The organism is Methylocystis sp. (assembly GCF_046349115.1).
In the GTDB taxonomy this organism is placed as follows: Bacteria; Pseudomonadota; Alphaproteobacteria; order Rhizobiales; family Beijerinckiaceae; genus Methylocystis.
On sequence record NZ_JAXMCX010000007.1, the window covers coordinates 43081 to 61174 of the forward strand.

Here is an 18094-nt window from a genome sequence, read left to right on the forward strand (position 1 = left end):
TCGGTAGAAATCGCGGCAGGAAAACTGAGCGAGCGACGCGTCCTCGGCGAAGCGCGCCGCGCGCAGCGGTCAAAGGCGGCATTTACCGTCCGGCCTTAGACATTGTCCCTCAGGCTGATGTCGTGACCGCCCGATGATCGATCTCCATTCTCATATTCTGCCAGGAATTGACGACGGCGCCCCCGACCTCGAGGTGGCGCTTGAAATGGCGCGGATCGCGGTCGCCAATGGCGTCGCCGTCCAGGCCTGCACGCCGCATATTTTCCCCGGCCTCTTCGACAATTCAGGACCTCAAATTCGGCGCGCGGCGCAGGAACTGCAGCGCCATCTGGACGACCGGGGCATTCCGCTGCGGCTGGTGACCGGCGCCGACGTTCATATCGTTCCGAACATGGTCAACGGATTGCAAACGGGCGAAATCCTTTCGCTCGCCGACACAAGATATGTGCTGGTCGAACCACCGCATCACGCGGCGCCGCCGAGACTGGAGCACGTTTTCTTCGAATTGCTCGCTGCGGGCTATGTGCCCATTCTGACGCATCCGGAACGGCTCACCTGGATCGAGACGCGTTATGAGGCTTTCGTTCAATTGTTTCACGCCGGCGTCTGGATGCAGGTCACCTCCGGCTCATTGACGGGCGCATTTGGACGACGATCCAAATATTGGGCCGAACGCATGTTGAGCGAGGGGCTGGTGCATATTTTGGCGACCGACGCGCATGGCGCGCGCCGCCGGCCGCCCGATCTCGCCGAGGGCCGAGCCGCGGCGGCGAAGCGGCTTGGCGAGGAAGAAGCCGAGCTGCTTGTCTCTCTACGCCCGCGCGCGATTCTGGAAAACGCCGCGCCGTCCGCCGTGCGCCCGCCCGCCGGCGCCGTATGCAGCAGCCCCGAATTCGGGACGCCGCGCCTTGAAACGGAAAGTCGTTCCCTCGATCCCCGGTCGCACTGGTTTACCGCGCGACTTGGCCGCAAGCCGAATGCGAAGACCGGTCGTAAGAAGGAGCCCGGCCTTACCGCTTGGCTTGGACGGTTTTTCTGACCCAAAGAGGCGCTACGCGTCTATTCCTCCAGCGCGCCTTCCTCATTGACCGCATGCGCCAGGCCGGCGGTCGCCAATAGGCCCGCGACGCTCACGGCGACCATCACCGCGACGACGCCGACGAGCCCCCAGGCGTCCTGCAGCTGCGGCACGACGAATGTGCCGAAGGCGGCGCCGATCTTGGCGCATGACGCCGCAAATCCGCTCGCCGACGCGCGAATCGCGGTCGGAAACAGCGTCGGCGCGAGCGTGAAGGTCGTCGCGTTCGGTCCGGCGTTCATCGCGAAATTGAACAGCATGAAGCCGGCGATGACAAAAGCGAGATGAGCCTTCGCGCCATTGTCGGTCATCGCGGCGAACAGTAGGAGCAGCATGCCGAGCGCCATGCCGCTGAAGCCCGCGACCTGCATGGTGATCCGGCCAAAGCGCGGAACCGCCCAAAGACTGGCGGCAAAGCCGATGATGAGAAAGGCGTCGACGGCGGCGCTGCCTTCCGCATCGGCGAAATCGGCGGCGATCGCTCCCGCCTTAGCGTCGCTAAGATGCATCGCGCCGAGGATCACGGGCGTGAAGAGGCCGACGCCATAAGTCGCGACGTCCATCAGCATCCAGGGCAGGGAGACCAGCATGGTGCGCGCGCGATTGGCCGCGGCGAACAGCGTCAGATAGCCGACGTCCGTTGCATGTGGCGCCGCATCCAACGACGGCGCGGGAGGAGCGATCGCCTCGGCGCCGATCTTTGCGGGCGCCTCTCCAAATTCGATCGACAGGGTCTTGAGCAGCGCCGTCGCCTCGATGATGCGGCCCCGAGCCGCCAGCCAGCGCGCGCTTTCCGGCGCCCAGAGGCGCGCAACCAGAAACAGCAGCGCGATCGCGCCGCCGGCGCCAAACAGCAGCCGCCAGTCTTCCGTCGACGGCCGCAGCTTCAAAATCGCCAGGCCCGCGAGCGCCGCGGCCGCCATGCCGACCGATTGCAGCGAAATCGTAGCGACGGTCATTCGGTTGCGCGCCTTGCGCGGCATGAGCTCCGACACATAGGCGCCGCTCGTCGGAAAATCGATGCCGACGCCGACGCCGAGAAGAAACTGCGAGAGCAGGATGAATCTAGCGTTCGGCGCCAGCGCGCCGATCGAGCAGGCGAGCGCGATGATCGCCATGTCGGCGATGAAGATGCGTTTGCGGCCGAATCTGTCGGCGCCCAAGCCGCCGATCGCCGAACCCAACACCGCGCCAAGCACCAGCGCCGAGCCGACAAGGCCGACGAACAGCGCGCTGATCGTGAATTCGCCTTTGAGCAGCGGCAGCGCGACGCCGAGCGCCGACACCGAAAAGCCGTCAAGAAAGGCGCCGCCGCTCGCGGCGAGCCAATAGGCATAATGGCGCCATGTCATCGGCGCTTCGTCGAGCGCCGAAAAAACCGAAGCGGCGCGCGCCGATGCGGCTGTCACCGCGCCTTGCTCCCTTTCTCTTCGCTTTTGGCCTGATGATAAAGTTTGCGAATCTGTTCGATGTCGACGGTCGGCTTCGGCATTTTCAAATCGAGATTGTCGAGGGTGTCGGCGATGACGCTCGACACCGCCAGATTGCGAAACCATTTGTGATTCGACGGGATCACAAACCAGGGCGCATGTTCGGTCGAGCAGCGCGACAGAGCGGCTTCAAAAGCCTTGATGTAATCATCCCATTTCTCGCGCTCGGAATAATCGCTGTCGCTGATCTTCCACTGATGCGCGGGATCGTCGAGCCGCTCCTTGAAGCGCTTGAGCTGCTCCTCCTTCGAAATATAGAGAAAAAATTTCAAGATTGTCGTCTTGTTCTCGACAGTGAGCAGTCTCTCCCAATCATTGATGAAGTCGTAGCGCGGCTTCCAGACGTCCTTTGGCGCGAGTTTGTGCACGCGCACGACGAGCACGTCTTCGTAATGCGAACGATTGAAGATCGACACATAGCCGCGCTGCGGCGCATGCGGATGAACGCGCCAAAGGAAATCATGCTCCTGCTCTTCTGGCGTCGGCTGCTTGAACCCCGTCACTTGCACGCCCTGCGGGTCCATGGCGCTGATGACATGCCAGCAGGTGCCGTCCTTGCCGGCGCTGTCGATGCCCTGCAAGACGATCAGCAGCGAATGAGTGCGGTCGGCGTAGAGTTTGCGCTGCAGTTCGGTGATGCGCGCCAGATTGCCCTGCAGCTCCTGCGCCGCTTCCGCGCCATCGGCGAAATCGCCATGGAAGTCTGGATCGATCGACCCTAGATCGACATCCGAGCCTGGTTCGACCCGGAATTTCTTTAAAAATTTCATTCGCGCCGCCTCCTTCGTCCCGTCGCTCTCCATCAACCGGCGAGAGAGACGCCGCTGGCCGTCAAGTCTTTCTCGCGCTTGTCCGCCAGACGCCAATAGATGGTCTTTACGATTTCCGCCGCCACAACCCAGAGCAAACAATAGAGCCACACGCCGACGATCGCCGCGCCGGGAACGGCGTCGACGCCGACCCCGTAGAGACAGAGCAGCACCGCCGCGACCTGAGTCGCCGCGATCGCCCAGAACAATCTCGCGCTCGGATAGGGCGGGGCAAAAATCAAATTCTTGGTGCGCACGCTGAACAGCAGCAGATGGCCGCCGACGGCGAGCTGCAGGAACAGCAGTGTCTGCAGCTGGCCGGGATCGATCCCGATGATCGACTGCAGCGAATCGTCGAGCATCCAGCGCATGCCGATCAGCAGAAAGCCGAAAGTCTCGGCGACCGCGAGCAGCCCCATCAGCGACGCGAAAATGAAGATGCGATGCATGTCCCATCTGACCGGCCGCGGCGCGACCGGGACGTTGTCATAGGCGATGGTCATGATCGGAATGTCGTCGAGAAGGGCGAGCGCGACGATCATGATCGCGGTCAGCGGCTGAAACTCCAGAAACACGATCGAGGCGACGACGACGATCATAATGTCGAGCGTCATCGCGATGCGATAGTGGATATAGCTTTCGATGCGCTGGAAAATCTGGCGCGACACGCGGATCGCGTTGACGATGGTGGACAGCCCCGGCGCCGTGAGGATCAGCGCCGCTGCGCTGCGCGCGGCGTCAGTCGCGCCGCTGACGGCGATGCCGCAATCCGCCTGTTTGAGCGCCGGCGCGTCATTGACGCCATCGCCGGTCATCGCGACGATATGGCCCACGGACTGGAGCGCTTTGACGATCTCATATTTATGCTCGGGAAACACTCGGCCGAAGCCGTCGGCCCGCTCCACCGTTTCGACGACGCTGCGCGACAAGGATTCGGCCTTCGCGCCGTTTTTGAAGACGTCGCTGGCGACGAGAAGATGCGCGCCCATGCCAAGCTGGGCGGCGATCTCATCGCCGATGGCGACGTCGTCGCCGGTCACCATCTTGACGTTGAGGCCAAGCGCGCGCGCTTCGGCGATCGTCGCCCTGGCGTCGGCGCGCGGCGGATCCATGAGCGAGATCAGACCGACGAGCGACCATCTGGCGCCGTCTTCCGACATGGCGACGCCGAGCGCGCGCTGGCCCTTGGCGGCGAGCGCCGTCACCTCGTTTTGATAGCGTTGCAGCGTTTGCGAATCGGGCCGCACCAGCGCTGAAATCGCCTGCGGCGCGCCTTTCGCGTAATGGCGGACGCCGCCAGCGGCGTCGCCCATCGTCGAGATCGTGCGCTTGCTGACCGGGTCGAACGGCGTAAAGGCCTTCTGCTTAAAACCGTCGAGCGAATCATGCGCCGGCAGCGCCGCCATCACCGCGAGATCGATGGCGTCGTCGCTGCTTCTTTGAGTCGCCAGCGCGGCGAAGAGCAGCACGTCGTCACTCTTGAAGGCGCCAAAGGGAAGGGCGTTTTGCACCGTGAGCCGGTTCATGGTCAGCGTGCCGGTCTTGTCGCTGCACAGCACGTCGACTCCGGCAAGTTCCTCGATCGCGTTGAGGCGCGACACGATGGCCTTCTGCAAGGAGAGCGCATAGGCGCCGATCGCCATGGTCACCGACATGACCGCCGGCAACGCGACGGGGATCGAGGCGATCAGCAGCACCAGAACATATTGGGCGATCGAGCCGACCCGGTCCCAGCGCCAGATATCTGGCGCGATGACTTCGCGATAAAGCTGCGCGCCGACGAGAACCAGCGCCAGCAGGAAGGCGAGCAGCAGCAGAAAATCGCCGACCTCGGTCACCGCGCGCTGCGAATGCGAAACCGCGCCGGCGGCGCCGACGAGCTTCGCGGTGCGGCCGAAGAAGGTGCGATCGCCCGTCGCCGTCACCACGCCGGTCATCGCGCCCTGTTTGGCGATGGCGCCGGAATAGGCGTCGTCGCCAATCTTCTTGGAGACCGGCAGCGATTCGCCGGTGAGCGCCGCCTGATCGCAGCTCAGATAGTCGCCTTCGATGAGCAAGAGATCCGCCGGGACGATCTGGCCCGCCGCGACGCTGACGATATCGCCCGGCGTCAATTCGGCGGCGGCGATCGTCGTCCAGGCGCCGTCGCGCATCACGCGCGCGCGCGGCGCGAGATTTTTCTTCAGCGCCGCAAGCGCATTCGCGGCCTTGTTGTCCTGCCAGAAGCCGACGACGGCGTTATAGACGAGCAGCCCGGTGACGACGCCGAAATCCGGCCAGTCCTGGCGCAGGCCGGAAATCACCGCGGCGGCTTCGATGAGGAAGGGCAGCGGTCCCCAGAAATATTTCAGCAGACGGCGCCATTTGCTTTCGGTCCTGTCCTCGATCGCGTTGCCGCCATATTCGGCGAGCCGACGCGCCGCTTCGGCCGAGGTCAGGCCGTGCTCGGTGGTTTTCAGCGCCTCCAGTCGTTGCGCGATCTTCGTCTGCGCCGGATCGAGGGAAAACACTGGCGAAGATTGGCCTGCCGTCGAATTCGCGCTGACGTCCGGCATGCTTTCTCTCCCATATCATCCGCATCGAAATATCCGGATCGGATGTTAGGGCGCGATCCGGCGCTCGCCAATAGCGCCGCCACAATGGCGCGCGCTGAGTCACAGCTGATCTCGCGCAGCCTATTCGGCGGCCGTGCAGGCGACGCCATCGTCCGACGCGCCGGCGATATTGTCCTTGACGATCTTCTCGGCGCGCGCCTTCGCATCCGCGAGATCCTTGTCATAGACATTGGTCAGATATTCATTCGCCGTGGTCTTCACGATTGACTGATTGGGCGACTGCAGCGGCCCGGATACGTCGATCGAGGCGACCGTGGAGAGGCCGGGACGCAAGGGCTGCTTCTCGAGCTCATCCGCCCTCAAGGCGATTCGCACCGGAACGCGCTGCACGATTCGAATGAAATTGCCGACGGCGTTATCGGGAGGAAGCGTCGCGAAGACAGCCCCGGAGCCGGGAACGAGTCCAACCACTTCTCCGTGGTAGACCTGTTTCGATCCGTAGAGATCAACCGTGATGAGCGCCGGCTGCCCGGGACGCACCCTGGCCATTCGGTTTTCCCAAAGATTCGCTTCGACCCAGAGATGATCGAGCGGCACGATGTCGAGAATCGCGTCGCCGGGGCGCACCCTCTCGCCGACCTGGACGCGTCGTTTGGCGACATAGCCGCTCGCCGGCGCGCGGATGTTCTGGCGCGCGAATTCAATATAGGCGTCATTATATCTGGCTTTAGCGGCCTCGATGTCGGGATGGTTCATGCGGGTCACGCCGCCGACCCGCGCCTCGACCGCCTGATATTCCGCCTGCGCCTCGCGCAGATCGGCTTCCTGCGCGGCGAGTTGATCTTCCGCGTTCTGCAGCACCTGCCGCGACGACGCGCCGCTCGCCGCCGCCTGCCTATATCTTGCGAGATCATGCCGCGTCCTGTCCCGAATCGCGGCGCGCGAAATGACCTTCTGGCAGATCTGGCGACGCGACGCGTATAGCGCTCCGACGGCGCGGACGGCGCGGCCGAGTTCGGCTTCGGCCTGCGCCAGCGCCGCTTTGGCGCGCTGCCCATCGAGACGCACGAGCGCTTCGCCTCTCCGCACATTCTGGGTTTCTTCCGCGAGAACCGCGGCGACCACTCCCGTCGCGTCCGCTTGCACCGGAATGATGTTGCCGGCGACATAGGCGTTGTCCGTCGTCACCCAGTCGCGCCCATAAAACAACCATTGCAACAGCGCGATCGCAGCGCCGATCGCGGCCGCCGCGATGACGATCTTGAGCAGAAATTCCCTGCGGGAACGGATGGTTTTGCGGGAAAGCGGCATCGACCGGGTTCGCGTTCTTCTCTCTAAGCGAGGCTACAAGGCGAGGCGCTCAGCCGCCGCCAAGCGATTGGATCGCCTCGACGGCCGGCGTCAACGGGTCGGCCTCTGGCGCGGGCTTCGGCGCGTCGACCGGCGGACCGCCGGCATAGCCGCCGCCGAGCGCCTGATAAAGGTCCACGGCGGCGATGAGCCGGTCGCCTTCGAGCGCACGTTGCGCGAAGCCCGATTCGAGGAGATCGGCGCGCTCGGCGACGATTTCGCGGCGGTCCTTCAGCCCGTCGCGCAGGCGGGTTTGCGCAAGGTCGTATTGGGTGCGCGCCACCCGCAGAAAGCGGCTCTGCGCCTCATATTCGGCGCAGGCGCGCTTGAGATTGGCGCTGGCGTCGGCAACCTGCTGCGCCGCCTGCAGCAGCGTCTCATTGTAGGAATCGACCGCCTGATCGAAATCGGCGCGCTGCGCCTCGAGATTGCCGCTGAGCCTGCCGCCCTGGAAGATGGGGAGGCGCAGTCCGGGCGAGGCGGCGTAGCCGATCGCCGAAGGCGTGAAGAGATAGCCGGCGAGCTTGCTGATTTTCGTCGATGTCACCGAGGCCTCGAAGCCGCCGGTGATCGCAAGGTCGACGGAGGGCAGAAACAGCGTCTTGGCGACGTGAATGCGGGCCGCCGCCGCCTCGGCGCGGCGCAGGGCGGCGGCGAGATCGGGGCGATGGACGAGCAGTTCGACGGGCAGGCTGCGCGGCAGCGGCGGCGCAGCCGGCGCCGGCGCGCCTCGGCCGGCGTAGAGGTTGCGCGTCGCGTCGGGTCCTTCGCCGATGAGACGCGCGAGCGCGTTCTTCTGCAGCGCGACGAGCGCTTCGGCGGCGGCTTCGCGCCTCACGGCGTTCTCGAATTCGGCGCGGGCGGTCTGCACGCCGTCCAATGAGTCGAGACCGGTATGAAAACGGGTTTCCGCAAGCGACACCAGATCGCGCCGTAGCCGCGTCAGGGCTCTCGCCACGTCGAGCTGGCGCGCCGCGGCGTAGCCGCGCAGATAGGCGCGCGCGACCGAGGCGGTCAGCAGCAGGCGCGCCTGTTCGAGTTCGGCTTCCTGCGCCGCCGATTCGCCGATCGCCGCGTCGAGCAGCGCCCGGTTCTTCTGCCAAAAATCGAACTCATAGGTCAGCGCCAGCGGATTGATGAAGGCCATGGTCTTCTCCAATCCGCCCTGCGCCGGATTATAAGAAGCCACGACGCCATGCAGCGGATTGCGCGACTGCCGCATGCCGAAGGTCGCCTGAACCTCCGGCAGAAGCCTTGCGCCGGCGACCTGCACAAGCGCATCGGCGCTGCGCAGCGAATCTTCCGCCTTCCTCAGGCTCTGATTGTCGCGTAGCGCCTTGTCGATGACGCCGTCGAGCTCGGCGCTGCGGAAGGCGCGCCACCATTCTTCGCGCGGCCAGGCGCTTGCGTCGGCGACTTTGAGCCCGGACCTGGCGAGCGTGCGCTCCATGGCCGGCGCGTCGAGAAATTGCGCGCGTTCATCTTGCCCCGTCGGCGCGCAGCCGCCGAGAATGAGCGCCATAGGGAGTCCGCAGACGAGATTTTTGCGCCGCGCGCCGAAACGTCGGGCGACGACCGACCCGCGACTCGGGCGCAAGCCGGAAGGCGCACGACGGTCTGCGGGCTCTTGTTGCAAGAGGACACTCCTACCCTGCGCCAACGGTCGGCAAACGCGGCGGCGAGCTCGTAGGAGTCATCAGCCTTTCGGCGGTTATCGGGGGAACCCCATCCCCATCCTCTTAAACCTTAGTTTACCAAAGCTGCGCCGGTCAATAAGTCCAGACCGCGCCCGCGCTATCCCCACAGATTTGCGTCGGGAGGCATGAGGGTCGATCCCTCGTAGAGCAGTCCCGGAACGCGATCGCGGGCGAGAAGCAGCGGTCCGTCGAGATCGACGAAGGACGCGAGCTGCCCCACGAGCGCGGCCGGCGCCATGGCGAGAGAGGTCCCCACCATGCAGCCGGCCATGATCGAAAAGCCCATCTCCCGCGCCACGCGCGCAAGGGCCAGCGCTTCGGTCAGCCCGCCGGTCTTGTCGAGCTTGACGTTGACCGCGTCGTAGCGGCCCTTCAGCGACGCGAGCGAGGCGCGGTCATGCACGCTTTCGTCGGCGCAGATCGGCACGACATGCGTAAGGCGTGCGAGCGCTTCGTCGCGGCCGGCCGGCAGCGGCTGCTCGACGAGCGCGACGCCGTAATCGGCGCAGACGGCGAGCCGGCGGGCGAGCGACTCCTCGTCCCATGATTCATTGGCGTCAACAATCAGGGTCGAATCGGGCGCTCCAGCGCGCACCGCCGCGAGCCGCGCTTCGTCGCCTTCTCCGGCAAGCTTGATCTTCAACAGCGGCCGATCGGCCGCCTTCGCCGCAGCGGCTCGCATCTCGTCGGGCGCGCCGACCGAAATCGTATAGGCGGTCACCAGCGGCGAAAGCCTTTCGAATCCGGCGGCGACGTAAGCCGCCATCCCAGAAAGCTTGGCCTCCAGGTCCCAGAGCGCGCAGTCGAGCGCATTGCGCGCCGCGCCGGCCGGCAGGAGAAGCTGCAAATCCGCCCGGCCGGCCCCGGCCTCCAGCGCGTCGCGCGCGGTCTCGATCGTCGCGATGACGCTGTCGACGCTTTCGCCATAGCGGGCGTAGGGCACGCATTCGCCCCGCCCGACGCCGCGAGCTTCGGTCAAAGTCGCGGTCACCACCACAGCCTCGGTCTTCGCCCCGCGCGAAATCACGAAGCGGCCGGCGATCGGATAAGTCTCTATGGCTACGGATAATTTTCGCGTCAATTGGCTCTCCGGCGCTCGCGCTGCGCGACCGCGCGTTCGCCACGCTGTGCGCGGACGCGCTTGCTGGCGTCAATTCACGGCGTTATCACGTTTTTCGTTGAGCCGCGCCTGCCGGCGTCGGCGGCGCGCCATAATCGGCGGATAGGATGACGCCATCGATGAGCCGATTATTGTCGCGAGCGCAGAGCGAATTCCGATGACCGTCGCGGCGATGGGGCGCCCGCCCAAATTCACGCGCCAGTCTTCGACGGAAGGCGCGCGGCTGTCGCTGTCGGGCGACTGGACTCTGATCGCCTCTCGTCAGCTCGAGGAGGAGGCAAGCCGCATCGTCGAGGAGGCGAGGCGCGATCGATTGGTCGTCTTCGATCTTTCGCAGGTTTCGCAACTCGACACCGCCGGCGCCTGGCTGATCAACCGCGCGCGGCATGAACTCGCGCGTCGCGACGTCGCCGTCGCCCTCGAACATGTGCGTCCGGAATATTCGACCCTGCTCGAAGAGGCGCATTATCGCGCCTTCGAGCCGCCGGCGCGGCCAAGCTTCAATCTGGTTTTCGCCCTGCTTGCGGACCTCGGCGAATCGACGGTCGACGCCATTCACGAATTCTATCGCGGCGTCAGCTTTCTTGGCGAATTCGTTTCGTCGATGATCTATGTGGCGAGCCGTCCGGACCGCTTCAGGCTGACGTCGCTTGTCGCGCAAATCGAGCTTATCGGTTTTCGCAGCGTTCCGATTATCGTTCTGATCAATATTCTGGTCGGCGGCATCGTCGCGCAGCAGGGCATTTTCCAGCTCTTAAAGTTCGGCGCGTCGAGCTACACGGTAAGCCTGATCGGTATCCTGGTGTTGCGCGAACTTGGCGTTCTGCTCACGTCGATCATGATCGCCGGCCGTTCAGGCTCGGCGATCACCGCCGAACTCGGTTCGATGAAAATGCGGGAGGAGATCGACGCGCTGCTGGTGATGGGACTTTCGCCAATCGAGGTGCTGATCGCGCCGCGGGTGCTTGGCCTCGTGATCTCCCTGCCGATCCTGACCTTCATCGCCGACATGGCGGCGCTGTTTGGCGGCATGATCGTGTCGTGGTGGTATGGCGGCATCAGCCCGGTGGCCTTCGCCTCGCTGCTCAAGGAAGCGATCGCGCTGCATACGTTTCTCGTCGGCATCATCAAGGCGCCCTTCATGGCGCTGGTGATCGGCCTCATCGCCTCGATGGACGGGCTCGCGACGAAAGGCTCCGCCGAATCGCTCGGCAGGCAGGTCACCTCCTCGGTGGTTAAATCCATCTTCATGGTCATCGTGATGGATGGGCTGTTCGCCATATTTTTCGCATCGATCGACTATTGAGCGCGCCGATGACCAGCCCCTCGACCTTTGCCGACGGCGCCGTTCAACAGCGGCAAAATCGCGATGTCGTCATCGGCGTGCGCGACCTCGTCGTCGGCTTTGGCGACAAAACCATCATGAAGGGTCTCAACCTCGACGTTTTCCGCGGCGAGGTGCTCGGCGTCGTCGGCGGCTCCGGCCAGGGCAAATCCGTGCTCACCCGCGCCATCCTCGGACTGGTGCCGCCGCGCGGTGGCTCCATTCGCATTTTCGGGCAGGACCGCGACGCCCTGGCGCCCGCCGATCGCCGAACGCTCGAGCAGCGCTGGGGCGTCCTGTTCCAGAACGGGGCGCTTTTCTCGGGGCTTACGGTCAAGCAGAACATTCAGATGCCGATGCGCGAGACGCGCGAACTGTCGCGACATCTGATGGATGAGCTGGCGATGCTTAAGTTAGAGCTGGTTGGCCTCGGTCCGGACGCCGCGGACAAATTTCCGTCAGAATTATCGGGCGGCATGGTGAAGCGCGCGGCCCTGGCGCGCGCCCTGGCGCTTGATCCCGAGCTTGTGTTCCTGGACGAGCCGACGTCGGGGCTCGATCCGATTAGCGCCGCTGAATTCGACGAGCTGATCGGCACGCTGCAGCAGACCCTCGGGCTGACCGTGTTCATGGTGACGCATGATCTCGATAGTCTGTATTCGATCTGCGACAGGGTGGCGGCCCTCGCAGAAGGTCGAGTGATCGCCGCAGGACCGTTGGAAACCTTACTCGAATCCGACCACCCGTGGCTGAGAGCCTATTTCCACGGCGTGCGCGGCGGACGACTGACCGCGGCGCGCATCGAGCACAAGGACGAAGAATGGAAACCCGCGCCAACTACGCCCTGATCGGCGCTTTCACGCTGGCGGTCGCCTTCGCGGCCTTCATTTTCGTCTATTGGTTCTCGGGACCGAGCCAGCTCGGCCGGCAGGAAACCTATCAGATCGTCTTTACCGGCGCGGTCTCGGGCCTGACCCGCGGCTCCTCGGTGCTGTTCAATGGCGTGAAGGTCGGCGAGGTCACGCATCTTGGAATTTCCGAACAGGACCCGAGCAAGGTCGACGTGCTGGTCAGGATCGACAGCCGAACGCCGGTCAAGACCGACACCCGCGCCCGTCTCGAAACGCGGGGCTTTACCGGCGTCTCCGACGTTCTCCTCGTCGGCGGCACGCCCGGCGCGCCGCCCCTGACCGCGCAAAACGACCAGAAATATCCGCTCATTCAGGCCGAACGGTCCGAATTCCAGAATTTGCTCGGCAATGTTCAGAACCTGTCGACCAAGGCCGCGGAACTCCTTACCAAACTCGACAGGCTGATCGACGACAATGGCCCGGCGATCACGGCGACGCTCAAAAACGCCGAGAAAGTCAGCAAGACTCTCGCCGACAATTCAGCGTCCATCTCGAGCTTCATTCAGGACGCGAGCGCTGTCGCGCAGTCGATGAAGCCCGTGGCGGCGCGGCTCGACAAGGTGCTCGCGGCGGGCGAAAAGCTGATCGCCTCAATCGACCCCAAGCAGATCAAGGCGATTACCGGCAATATCGCCGGGGCGACGGAACGCATCAACCGCTTCGCCGCGAGCGGGCTTCGCGAATATGAACAGCTTGCGGTCGACGGGCGCAAGGCAGTCGACACATTCGACCGCACGCTGCGCTCAGTCGAGAAAAACCCGTCGCAATTCATCTTCGGAGCGTCCCCGTCCGTGCCGGAATATCAGGGCCGGTAGAGCATTTTTCGCCGAAATGGACACCGGTTCGTCGCGAAAACGCGTCAATTCAAGAATCGAGCGCGCGGCTGGCGAAAATGCGGACGCCGGCGTTTCGCGTAAAGCGCGCGCTAAGTTTTGCCATCGATCATGTCATATGCATGTGGGCGCGCGCGTACCCATGCAGCGCGATCAAGGGCCGCCAAGCTTGGCTTTGAGCCGATGCGCGGATCGGATAGAAGGACGGAGCCCGGTTCGGCGCGCGGGCGAAATGGGGCGACGGGTCGGCATGAAACTGATGGCGTCCACGTCGACGCAACGCAAGGCGACGCGGACGACAGCGCTTGCATTGTTCGCGCTGATCGTCGCGGCCTGCGCCAGCGCGCCGCGCGAGACCTTCGATCTGACCGCCGACTCGGCTCCTTTGCGCAGCGTCGCGCTGCGCGGCGGCCCCGCGGTTTATGTTCCGGAGCCGGCGGCGGTCGCGCCGACCTCCTCCGATCGAATCGTCGTTCGCGCGGCCGATGACAGCGTCGCGGTTCTTCCCGGCGTGCAATGGTCCGATCCGCTGCCGCGTCTTTTTCAGCGCCGCCTGATCGAAGCATTGCAGCGATGCGGCCTCTCAGCCTCTTCCAACATCGGCGCGTCAATCAAGTTGCAGACCGACGTGCGGCGCTTTGAAATCGACATCGCCCGCGATCTCGCGGTCGTTGAAGTTTCCGCCGAACTCGTCGACGGCGGCGGGCGGGCGCGTTTAGCGCGCATTTTCGTCGAAGAGGGTCCGGCGCCGGAACATACCGGTTCGCAGGCGGCGCGGGCGCTCAGCGACGCCGCCGTGCGCCTCGCACTGCGCATCGGCCAATGGACGCGCGCCGCGAAGTAGCGCGCGGCGCTCATTTCGTGATCAAACCTTCCCACAGCATGATGGTGAGGCAAGCTAGAAACCCGCCAGTCTCGCAGGCGGCTTTCGTCGCGTCCCGCCAGCGTTCCGCCGCCGCGCGCGTCAAGACGCCCGCGGCGACGCAATTGTCGGTCACGCGCGCGAGGTCAAAGATGATATCCGCCGCCGTTTCGTCCCTGACGATCAACGCCTGCGCCCGGCAGCCGATGTTCCCGACGCCGCACCGCTGGAGCAAAGCCCCGGCTTCGCGGCCGATATAGGGGTTGGCGAAAGATTTTTCCCAAAACCCGGCGATCTTGGCCCCGGTCGCGAGATCGCCGTTATAGACGAAAAAAGTTCCCCAATCGGGCTCGGCGACGACGATCCTCCCCCCATCGCGCGTCACCCGAACCATTTCGCGCAAGGCTTCAATGGCGCCGGCGATGTGCTGCAACGAGCGGTCGATCCGCACCGCGTCGAAGCAATTGTCGTTGAATGGCAGGCGCCGGGAGTCGCCGCCGATGAAGCGGGCGTTCGCCAAACCCCGCGCCCGCTCCCACGCCAGAGCGAGAAAACCCAGCGAAGGATCGAGCCCATAGACTTCGGCGCCCGGGAAGCGCCGCGCCAGTTCTATGACGTCAAAGCCGACCCCGCAGGCCACGTCCAATATCCTGCCCTTTCCCGATATGTGCAGGGCCTCCCAGCTCTCCTCCTTGTAGCGCTTGAAAAAAGGCGTCCCGTTCATGAAATCGAGACAGCGGGTGAGGTCTGGCCGCATCGCGCCGTCGGCATGGCGAAAGCCTAAAGCGATGTCCGTCATGGACGCGCCGCTTGCGACTCAAAGCCGCTGAATCGCTGAAATGTGGCCCAGCGTCGCGCGCGCTCGGAGGGGCTAGCGCCGCAAACGGACGGGTGGTAACTGGACGGCGACGATTTAGGCGTCCGCCGGCGATCCGCGCGCGGCATGGACGAACAAGGGTCGCGGCGTTCCGCCCCGCGGACAGCGAAGGCGCCGCGAACATTGAGCATGGACGAGGAAGAGACAGGCGTCATGGCGAAGATGAGCTTTGAGGATGCTGCGACCCGCTATGGCGCGGAGCCTGGCGGCGGCGCGCCGACAAAGGTCAAGATCACCTTCATCGATTCGCAGGGTCAAGCCCGCACCGTCGAAGGTGAGGTCGGCTCCACCGTGATGGAGACCGCGCGCCGCAACGACATTCCCGAAATCGCCGCCGAATGCGGCGGCGCCTGCGCTTGCGCCACCTGCCATGTCTATGTCGATGAAAACTGGACGGAAAAGACCGGCAAGCCGTCGCAGATGGAAGAGGACATGCTCGACTTCGCCTTTGACGTGAAGCCGAATTCGCGGCTGTGCTGCCAGATCACGGTGCGGCCGGAGCTCGAGGGGCTAGTCGTCACGACCCCAGCCCAGCAGGGCTGACGCCGATAATTCCATATCGCGCCCGCGCTGGTTTGAATCTCCCAACAAATGCGATAGACGAACGGGGTCGGCGCCGCGATTGGCGCGCGGCGAGCGCCAGCGCGTCCGGCGCTCAGCGTTGGTTCGCGACGCTGCGCCAGCGCCGTCTTTCCTCTTCACACGTTTGAGGCTTTAGCGGGAATTGACCATGAACCAGCTTAAGGAAGCCGCGATCGAAACCGATGTCGTCATCGTCGGCGCCGGTCCCGCGGGTCTTTTCTCGGTGTTCGAACTCGGCCTTCTCGACATCAAGGCGCATGTCATCGACATTCTGCCGCGCGCCGGCGGCCAATGTTCCGAACTCTATCCCGAAAAGCCGATCTACGACATTCCCGGCCTGCCGGTCTGCACCGGCCAGGAGCTGACCGACAATCTTCTCAAGCAGATCGAACCCTTCCGGCCGACCTTTCACTTCAACGAAATGGTCGAAACCCTGGTCTCGCTTGGAACGCCGGAAAAACCGGAATTTCGGCTTACCACCGACGCAGGCAAGATTTTTAACGCCAAGGTCGTCTTCGTCGCCGCCGGCGGCGGATCGTTCCAGCCCAAAAAGCCGCCGATCCCGAAGATTGACTCCTATGAGGGCAAGTCGGTCTATTACGCCGTGCGCCGCATGGAGGATTTCCGCGACAAGAATGTCGTGATCGTCGGCGGCGGCGATTCGGCGCTCGATTGGACGCTCAATCTGCAGCCGGTGGCGAAAAGCCTCACGCTGGTGCATCGGCGCGACCAGTTCCGCGCCGCGCCGCATTCGGTTTCGGCGATGCAGGAGCTTGCGGCGGCGGGTAAGATCGCCTTCAGGCTCGGCCAGATCACCGCCGTCGAAGGCGAAGACGGCGAACTGATCAGCGCCACGCTCAAAGGCAATGACGGCGTCGAAGAGAAACTCGCCTGCGAGCGGCTGATGCCCTTCTTCGGGCTGACCATGAAGCTTGGTCCAGTCGCTGATTGGGGACTTCAGCTCAATGAGAATCTCGTTCCCGTCGACACTGAAAAATTCGAGACGAGCCATCCCGGCATTTTCGCCGTCGGCGACATCAACTCCTATCCTGGCAAATTGAAGCTCATTCTCTCGGGCTTTCATGAAGCCGCGCTCGCTTCGCAGAAGGCGCATCGCTACATCTATCCCGACAAGAAGCTGCTCTTCCAATACACGACGTCCTCGACCAATCTTCAAAAGAAGCTTGGAGTCTCCTGACGTCGGCTAGCGCTGCTCACGAGGAGTCCGCCGTCGGCGTCGATGTGTCGTTCATCGACGTTACGGCTATCGCCGACGATGAATGGCCAAAGCTCGCGACGCTTCTCGATGAATCCGAAACCGCACGGGCGCAGCGTTTCGCTTTCGAATCCGACCGGCGCGCCTATGTCGCCGCGCATGCGCTGTTGCGTGCGCGCCTTTCCCAGCGTTCGATAGACGTTTCGCCCCGCGAATGGCGTTTCGGCGCGACCCCGCACGGCAAGCCGTTTCTACTCGGGCCGAGCGCCGGCCTCAGCGTCAGCCTCTCGCATACGCGCGGCATGGTCGCCGTGGCGATCGCTTCGGGCCGCGAGATCGGCGTCGACGTCGAGTCCGCGCTGACGCCGCGAAACGCTCTTAACGTCGCCGAACGCTACTTTGCGCCCGAAGAAGCGGAGCTTTTGCGCTCCGAATCCGATCCGGTCACTCGGAACGAAATTTTTTTTGCGATTTGGACTCTCAAGGAAGCGGTCTTGAAGGCCGACGGACGCGGACTGGCGCGCGGACTCGACAGCTTCGTCGTCAGACTGTCGCCGCCCGCCATTACCAGTGATTCTGGCGAGAACTATGTCGTCGCGCAATGGCGGCGCGGCGGTTTCTTCATCGCGGCGGCGGCGCAGGGCGGAGCAGATTTTCGCATCGAGGAAGCGCATGCATCTGCGCTGGCTGCGGCAATGCGTTCGTTTGAAGCCTGAACCCGGGGCGCTAATTTCGTCGCGGGCTCTTCACGCGCGGCCACTGGAGGAGGATTCATGACCGACCTGCTACTTCTCGCGATTTGCATCGGCGCAGCTTTGTTCGCATTGGCCCTTTTCATTCAGCCTGACAGTTTCGTGGTGCGGCGCGAGGCGGTCATCGACGCGCCGCCGCGCAAGGTTTTCACGGCGATCGACAATCTACGCAATTGGGAATCATGGTCGCCTTGGGCCAAGCTCGATCCAAACGCCGACACCCGTTACGAGGGACCTGCCGCCGGCCCCGGCGCGGCCTTCGAATGGTCTGGCGATAAAAAGATCGGCGCGGGTCGCCTGACGATCGTCGACAGTCAGCCGAGCGAGCGCGTCGACCTCACTCTCGACATGCGCAAGCCCTTCGCGGCGACCAGCACGGTGACATTCGTTCTTTCTCCCGAGGGTGAAGCGAGTGACAGCGGATGGCTCGCGCGCGCGCTGGGATTTGGCGGCGCTTCCGGGACCGGCAAGACTCATGTCGCCTGGAGCATGTCGGGAAAGGCCGGCCTCATCAGTAGAGCGATGAACATCTTCTTGAGCCGCGACAAGATGCTCGGCGAGCAGTTCGAGAAAGGCCTCGCCAATCTCGGCGCGCATTTAGGCAAATAGCGCCAGCGGATGAAGCGACGCGGCGCTTG

16 protein-coding genes and 1 riboswitch are annotated in these 18094 nt (G+C 64.1%); of the genes, 9 read left to right on the forward strand and 7 right to left on the reverse strand.

Annotated features, from left to right (window positions below):
• Positions 1–133: 133 nt before the first annotated feature.
• Positions 134–1039: a tyrosine-protein phosphatase gene (locus tag U1E20_RS15300; protein ID WP_409981486.1), complete on the forward strand. Its 906-nt coding sequence runs from the start codon at positions 134–136 to the stop codon at positions 1037–1039.
• Positions 1040–1059: 20 nt separating this feature from the next.
• Here U1E20_RS15300 and U1E20_RS15305 read toward each other — a convergent pair whose 3' ends face one another.
• The 6 genes from U1E20_RS15305 to dgcA all read right to left on the reverse strand — a co-directional run bounded on the left by U1E20_RS15305 (position 1060) and on the right by dgcA (position 10060).
• A complete protein-coding gene (locus tag U1E20_RS15305) occupies positions 1060–2487 on the reverse strand; it encodes an MFS transporter (protein WP_409981487.1) in 1428 nt (475 codons plus the stop codon).
• The gene (locus U1E20_RS15310) at positions 2484–3338 is read right to left on the reverse strand and encodes a polyphosphate kinase 2 family protein (protein WP_409981488.1); all 855 of its coding nucleotides are present in this window, start codon (positions 3336–3338) and stop codon (positions 2484–2486) included. The genes U1E20_RS15305 and U1E20_RS15310 overlap by 4 nt, the downstream gene beginning before the upstream one ends.
• Before the next feature lie 32 nt (positions 3339–3370).
• Positions 3371–5932, reverse strand: a complete 2562-nt coding sequence (locus U1E20_RS15315; protein WP_409981489.1) for a plasma-membrane proton-efflux P-type ATPase — start codon at positions 5930–5932, stop codon at positions 3371–3373.
• A gap of 120 nt (positions 5933–6052) precedes the next feature.
• On the reverse strand, positions 6053–7243 hold the full coding sequence (locus U1E20_RS15320) for an efflux RND transporter periplasmic adaptor subunit (protein ID WP_409981490.1): 1191 nt from the start codon (positions 7241–7243) through the stop codon (positions 6053–6055).
• A 49-nt stretch (positions 7244–7292) separates the two neighbouring features.
• Positions 7293–8804: an efflux transporter outer membrane subunit gene (locus U1E20_RS15325; RefSeq protein ID WP_409981491.1), complete on the reverse strand. Its 1512-nt coding sequence runs from the start codon at positions 8802–8804 to the stop codon at positions 7293–7295.
• 158 nt (positions 8805–8962) lie between these two features.
• Positions 8963–9024, reverse strand: a riboswitch (Fluoride riboswitch).
• A gap of 52 nt (positions 9025–9076) precedes the next feature.
• Positions 9077–10060, reverse strand: coding sequence for an N-acetyl-D-Glu racemase DgcA (gene dgcA, locus U1E20_RS15330; RefSeq protein WP_409981492.1), 984 nt, complete (start codon positions 10058–10060; stop codon positions 9077–9079).
• Between the two features lie 196 nt (positions 10061–10256).
• On the opposite strand from dgcA, the gene U1E20_RS15335 reads away from it, so the two are divergent.
• From U1E20_RS15335 to U1E20_RS15350, 4 genes are all read left to right on the forward strand, one after another.
• A complete protein-coding gene (locus U1E20_RS15335) occupies positions 10257–11405 on the forward strand; it encodes an ABC transporter permease (RefSeq protein ID WP_409981493.1) in 1149 nt (382 codons plus the stop codon).
• A gap of 8 nt (positions 11406–11413) precedes the next feature.
• Positions 11414–12271, forward strand: a complete 858-nt coding sequence (locus U1E20_RS15340; protein WP_409981494.1) for an ABC transporter ATP-binding protein — start codon at positions 11414–11416, stop codon at positions 12269–12271.
• On the forward strand, positions 12244–13149 hold the full coding sequence (locus U1E20_RS15345) for an MlaD family protein (RefSeq protein ID WP_409981495.1): 906 nt from the start codon (positions 12244–12246) through the stop codon (positions 13147–13149). The genes U1E20_RS15340 and U1E20_RS15345 overlap by 28 nt, the downstream gene beginning before the upstream one ends.
• A gap of 268 nt (positions 13150–13417) precedes the next feature.
• Positions 13418–14011, forward strand: coding sequence for an ABC-type transport auxiliary lipoprotein family protein (locus tag U1E20_RS15350; protein ID WP_409981496.1), 594 nt, complete (start codon positions 13418–13420; stop codon positions 14009–14011).
• A 10-nt stretch (positions 14012–14021) separates the two neighbouring features.
• On the opposite strand, the gene U1E20_RS15355 is transcribed toward U1E20_RS15350, so the two are convergent.
• Positions 14022–14828, reverse strand: a complete 807-nt coding sequence (locus tag U1E20_RS15355; RefSeq protein ID WP_409981497.1) for a methyltransferase domain-containing protein — start codon at positions 14826–14828, stop codon at positions 14022–14024.
• A gap of 231 nt (positions 14829–15059) precedes the next feature.
• On the opposite strand from U1E20_RS15355, the gene U1E20_RS15360 reads away from it, so the two are divergent.
• The 4 genes from U1E20_RS15360 to U1E20_RS15375 all read left to right on the forward strand — a co-directional run bounded on the left by U1E20_RS15360 (position 15060) and on the right by U1E20_RS15375 (position 18065).
• Positions 15060–15449, forward strand: a complete 390-nt coding sequence (locus U1E20_RS15360; protein ID WP_409981572.1) for a 2Fe-2S iron-sulfur cluster-binding protein — start codon at positions 15060–15062, stop codon at positions 15447–15449.
• 187 nt (positions 15450–15636) lie between these two features.
• The gene (locus U1E20_RS15365; RefSeq protein WP_409981498.1) at positions 15637–16686 is read left to right on the forward strand and encodes an NAD(P)/FAD-dependent oxidoreductase; all 1050 of its coding nucleotides are present in this window, start codon (positions 15637–15639) and stop codon (positions 16684–16686) included.
• 44 nt (positions 16687–16730) lie between these two features.
• Positions 16731–17420, forward strand: coding sequence for a 4'-phosphopantetheinyl transferase family protein (locus U1E20_RS15370; RefSeq protein ID WP_409981499.1), 690 nt, complete (start codon positions 16731–16733; stop codon positions 17418–17420).
• A gap of 57 nt (positions 17421–17477) precedes the next feature.
• Positions 17478–18065, forward strand: coding sequence for an SRPBCC family protein (locus tag U1E20_RS15375; protein WP_409981500.1), 588 nt, complete (start codon positions 17478–17480; stop codon positions 18063–18065).
• Positions 18066–18094 lie beyond the last annotated feature (29 nt).

Bases quoted from the DNA above. Each gene is read 5' to 3' on its own strand.
- U1E20_RS15315 (WP_409981489.1), bottom strand. From the start codon at position 5,932: ATGCCGGACGTCAGCGCGAATTCGACGGCAGGCCAATCTTCGCCAGTG.
- U1E20_RS15355 (WP_409981497.1), bottom strand. From the start codon at position 14,828: ATGACGGACATCGCTTTAGGCTTTCGCCATGCCGACGGCGCGATGCGG.
- U1E20_RS15325 (WP_409981491.1), bottom strand. From the start codon at position 8,804: ATGGCGCTCATTCTCGGCGGCTGCGCGCCGACGGGGCAAGATGAACGC.
- U1E20_RS15360 (WP_409981572.1), top strand. From the start codon at position 15,060: ATGGCGAAGATGAGCTTTGAGGATGCTGCGACCCGCTATGGCGCGGAG.
- U1E20_RS15375 (WP_409981500.1), top strand. From the start codon at position 17,478: ATGACCGACCTGCTACTTCTCGCGATTTGCATCGGCGCAGCTTTGTTC.
- U1E20_RS15320 (WP_409981490.1), bottom strand. From the start codon at position 7,243: ATGCCGCTTTCCCGCAAAACCATCCGTTCCCGCAGGGAATTTCTGCTC.
- U1E20_RS15345 (WP_409981495.1), top strand. From the start codon at position 12,244: ATGGAAACCCGCGCCAACTACGCCCTGATCGGCGCTTTCACGCTGGCG.
- U1E20_RS15350 (WP_409981496.1), top strand. From the start codon at position 13,418: ATGAAACTGATGGCGTCCACGTCGACGCAACGCAAGGCGACGCGGACG.
- U1E20_RS15335 (WP_409981493.1), top strand. From the start codon at position 10,257: ATGACCGTCGCGGCGATGGGGCGCCCGCCCAAATTCACGCGCCAGTCT.
- U1E20_RS15300 (WP_409981486.1), top strand. From the start codon at position 134: ATGATCGATCTCCATTCTCATATTCTGCCAGGAATTGACGACGGCGCC.
- U1E20_RS15365 (WP_409981498.1), top strand. From the start codon at position 15,637: ATGAACCAGCTTAAGGAAGCCGCGATCGAAACCGATGTCGTCATCGTC.
- U1E20_RS15310 (WP_409981488.1), bottom strand. From the start codon at position 3,338: ATGAAATTTTTAAAGAAATTCCGGGTCGAACCAGGCTCGGATGTCGAT.
- U1E20_RS15340 (WP_409981494.1), top strand. From the start codon at position 11,414: ATGACCAGCCCCTCGACCTTTGCCGACGGCGCCGTTCAACAGCGGCAA.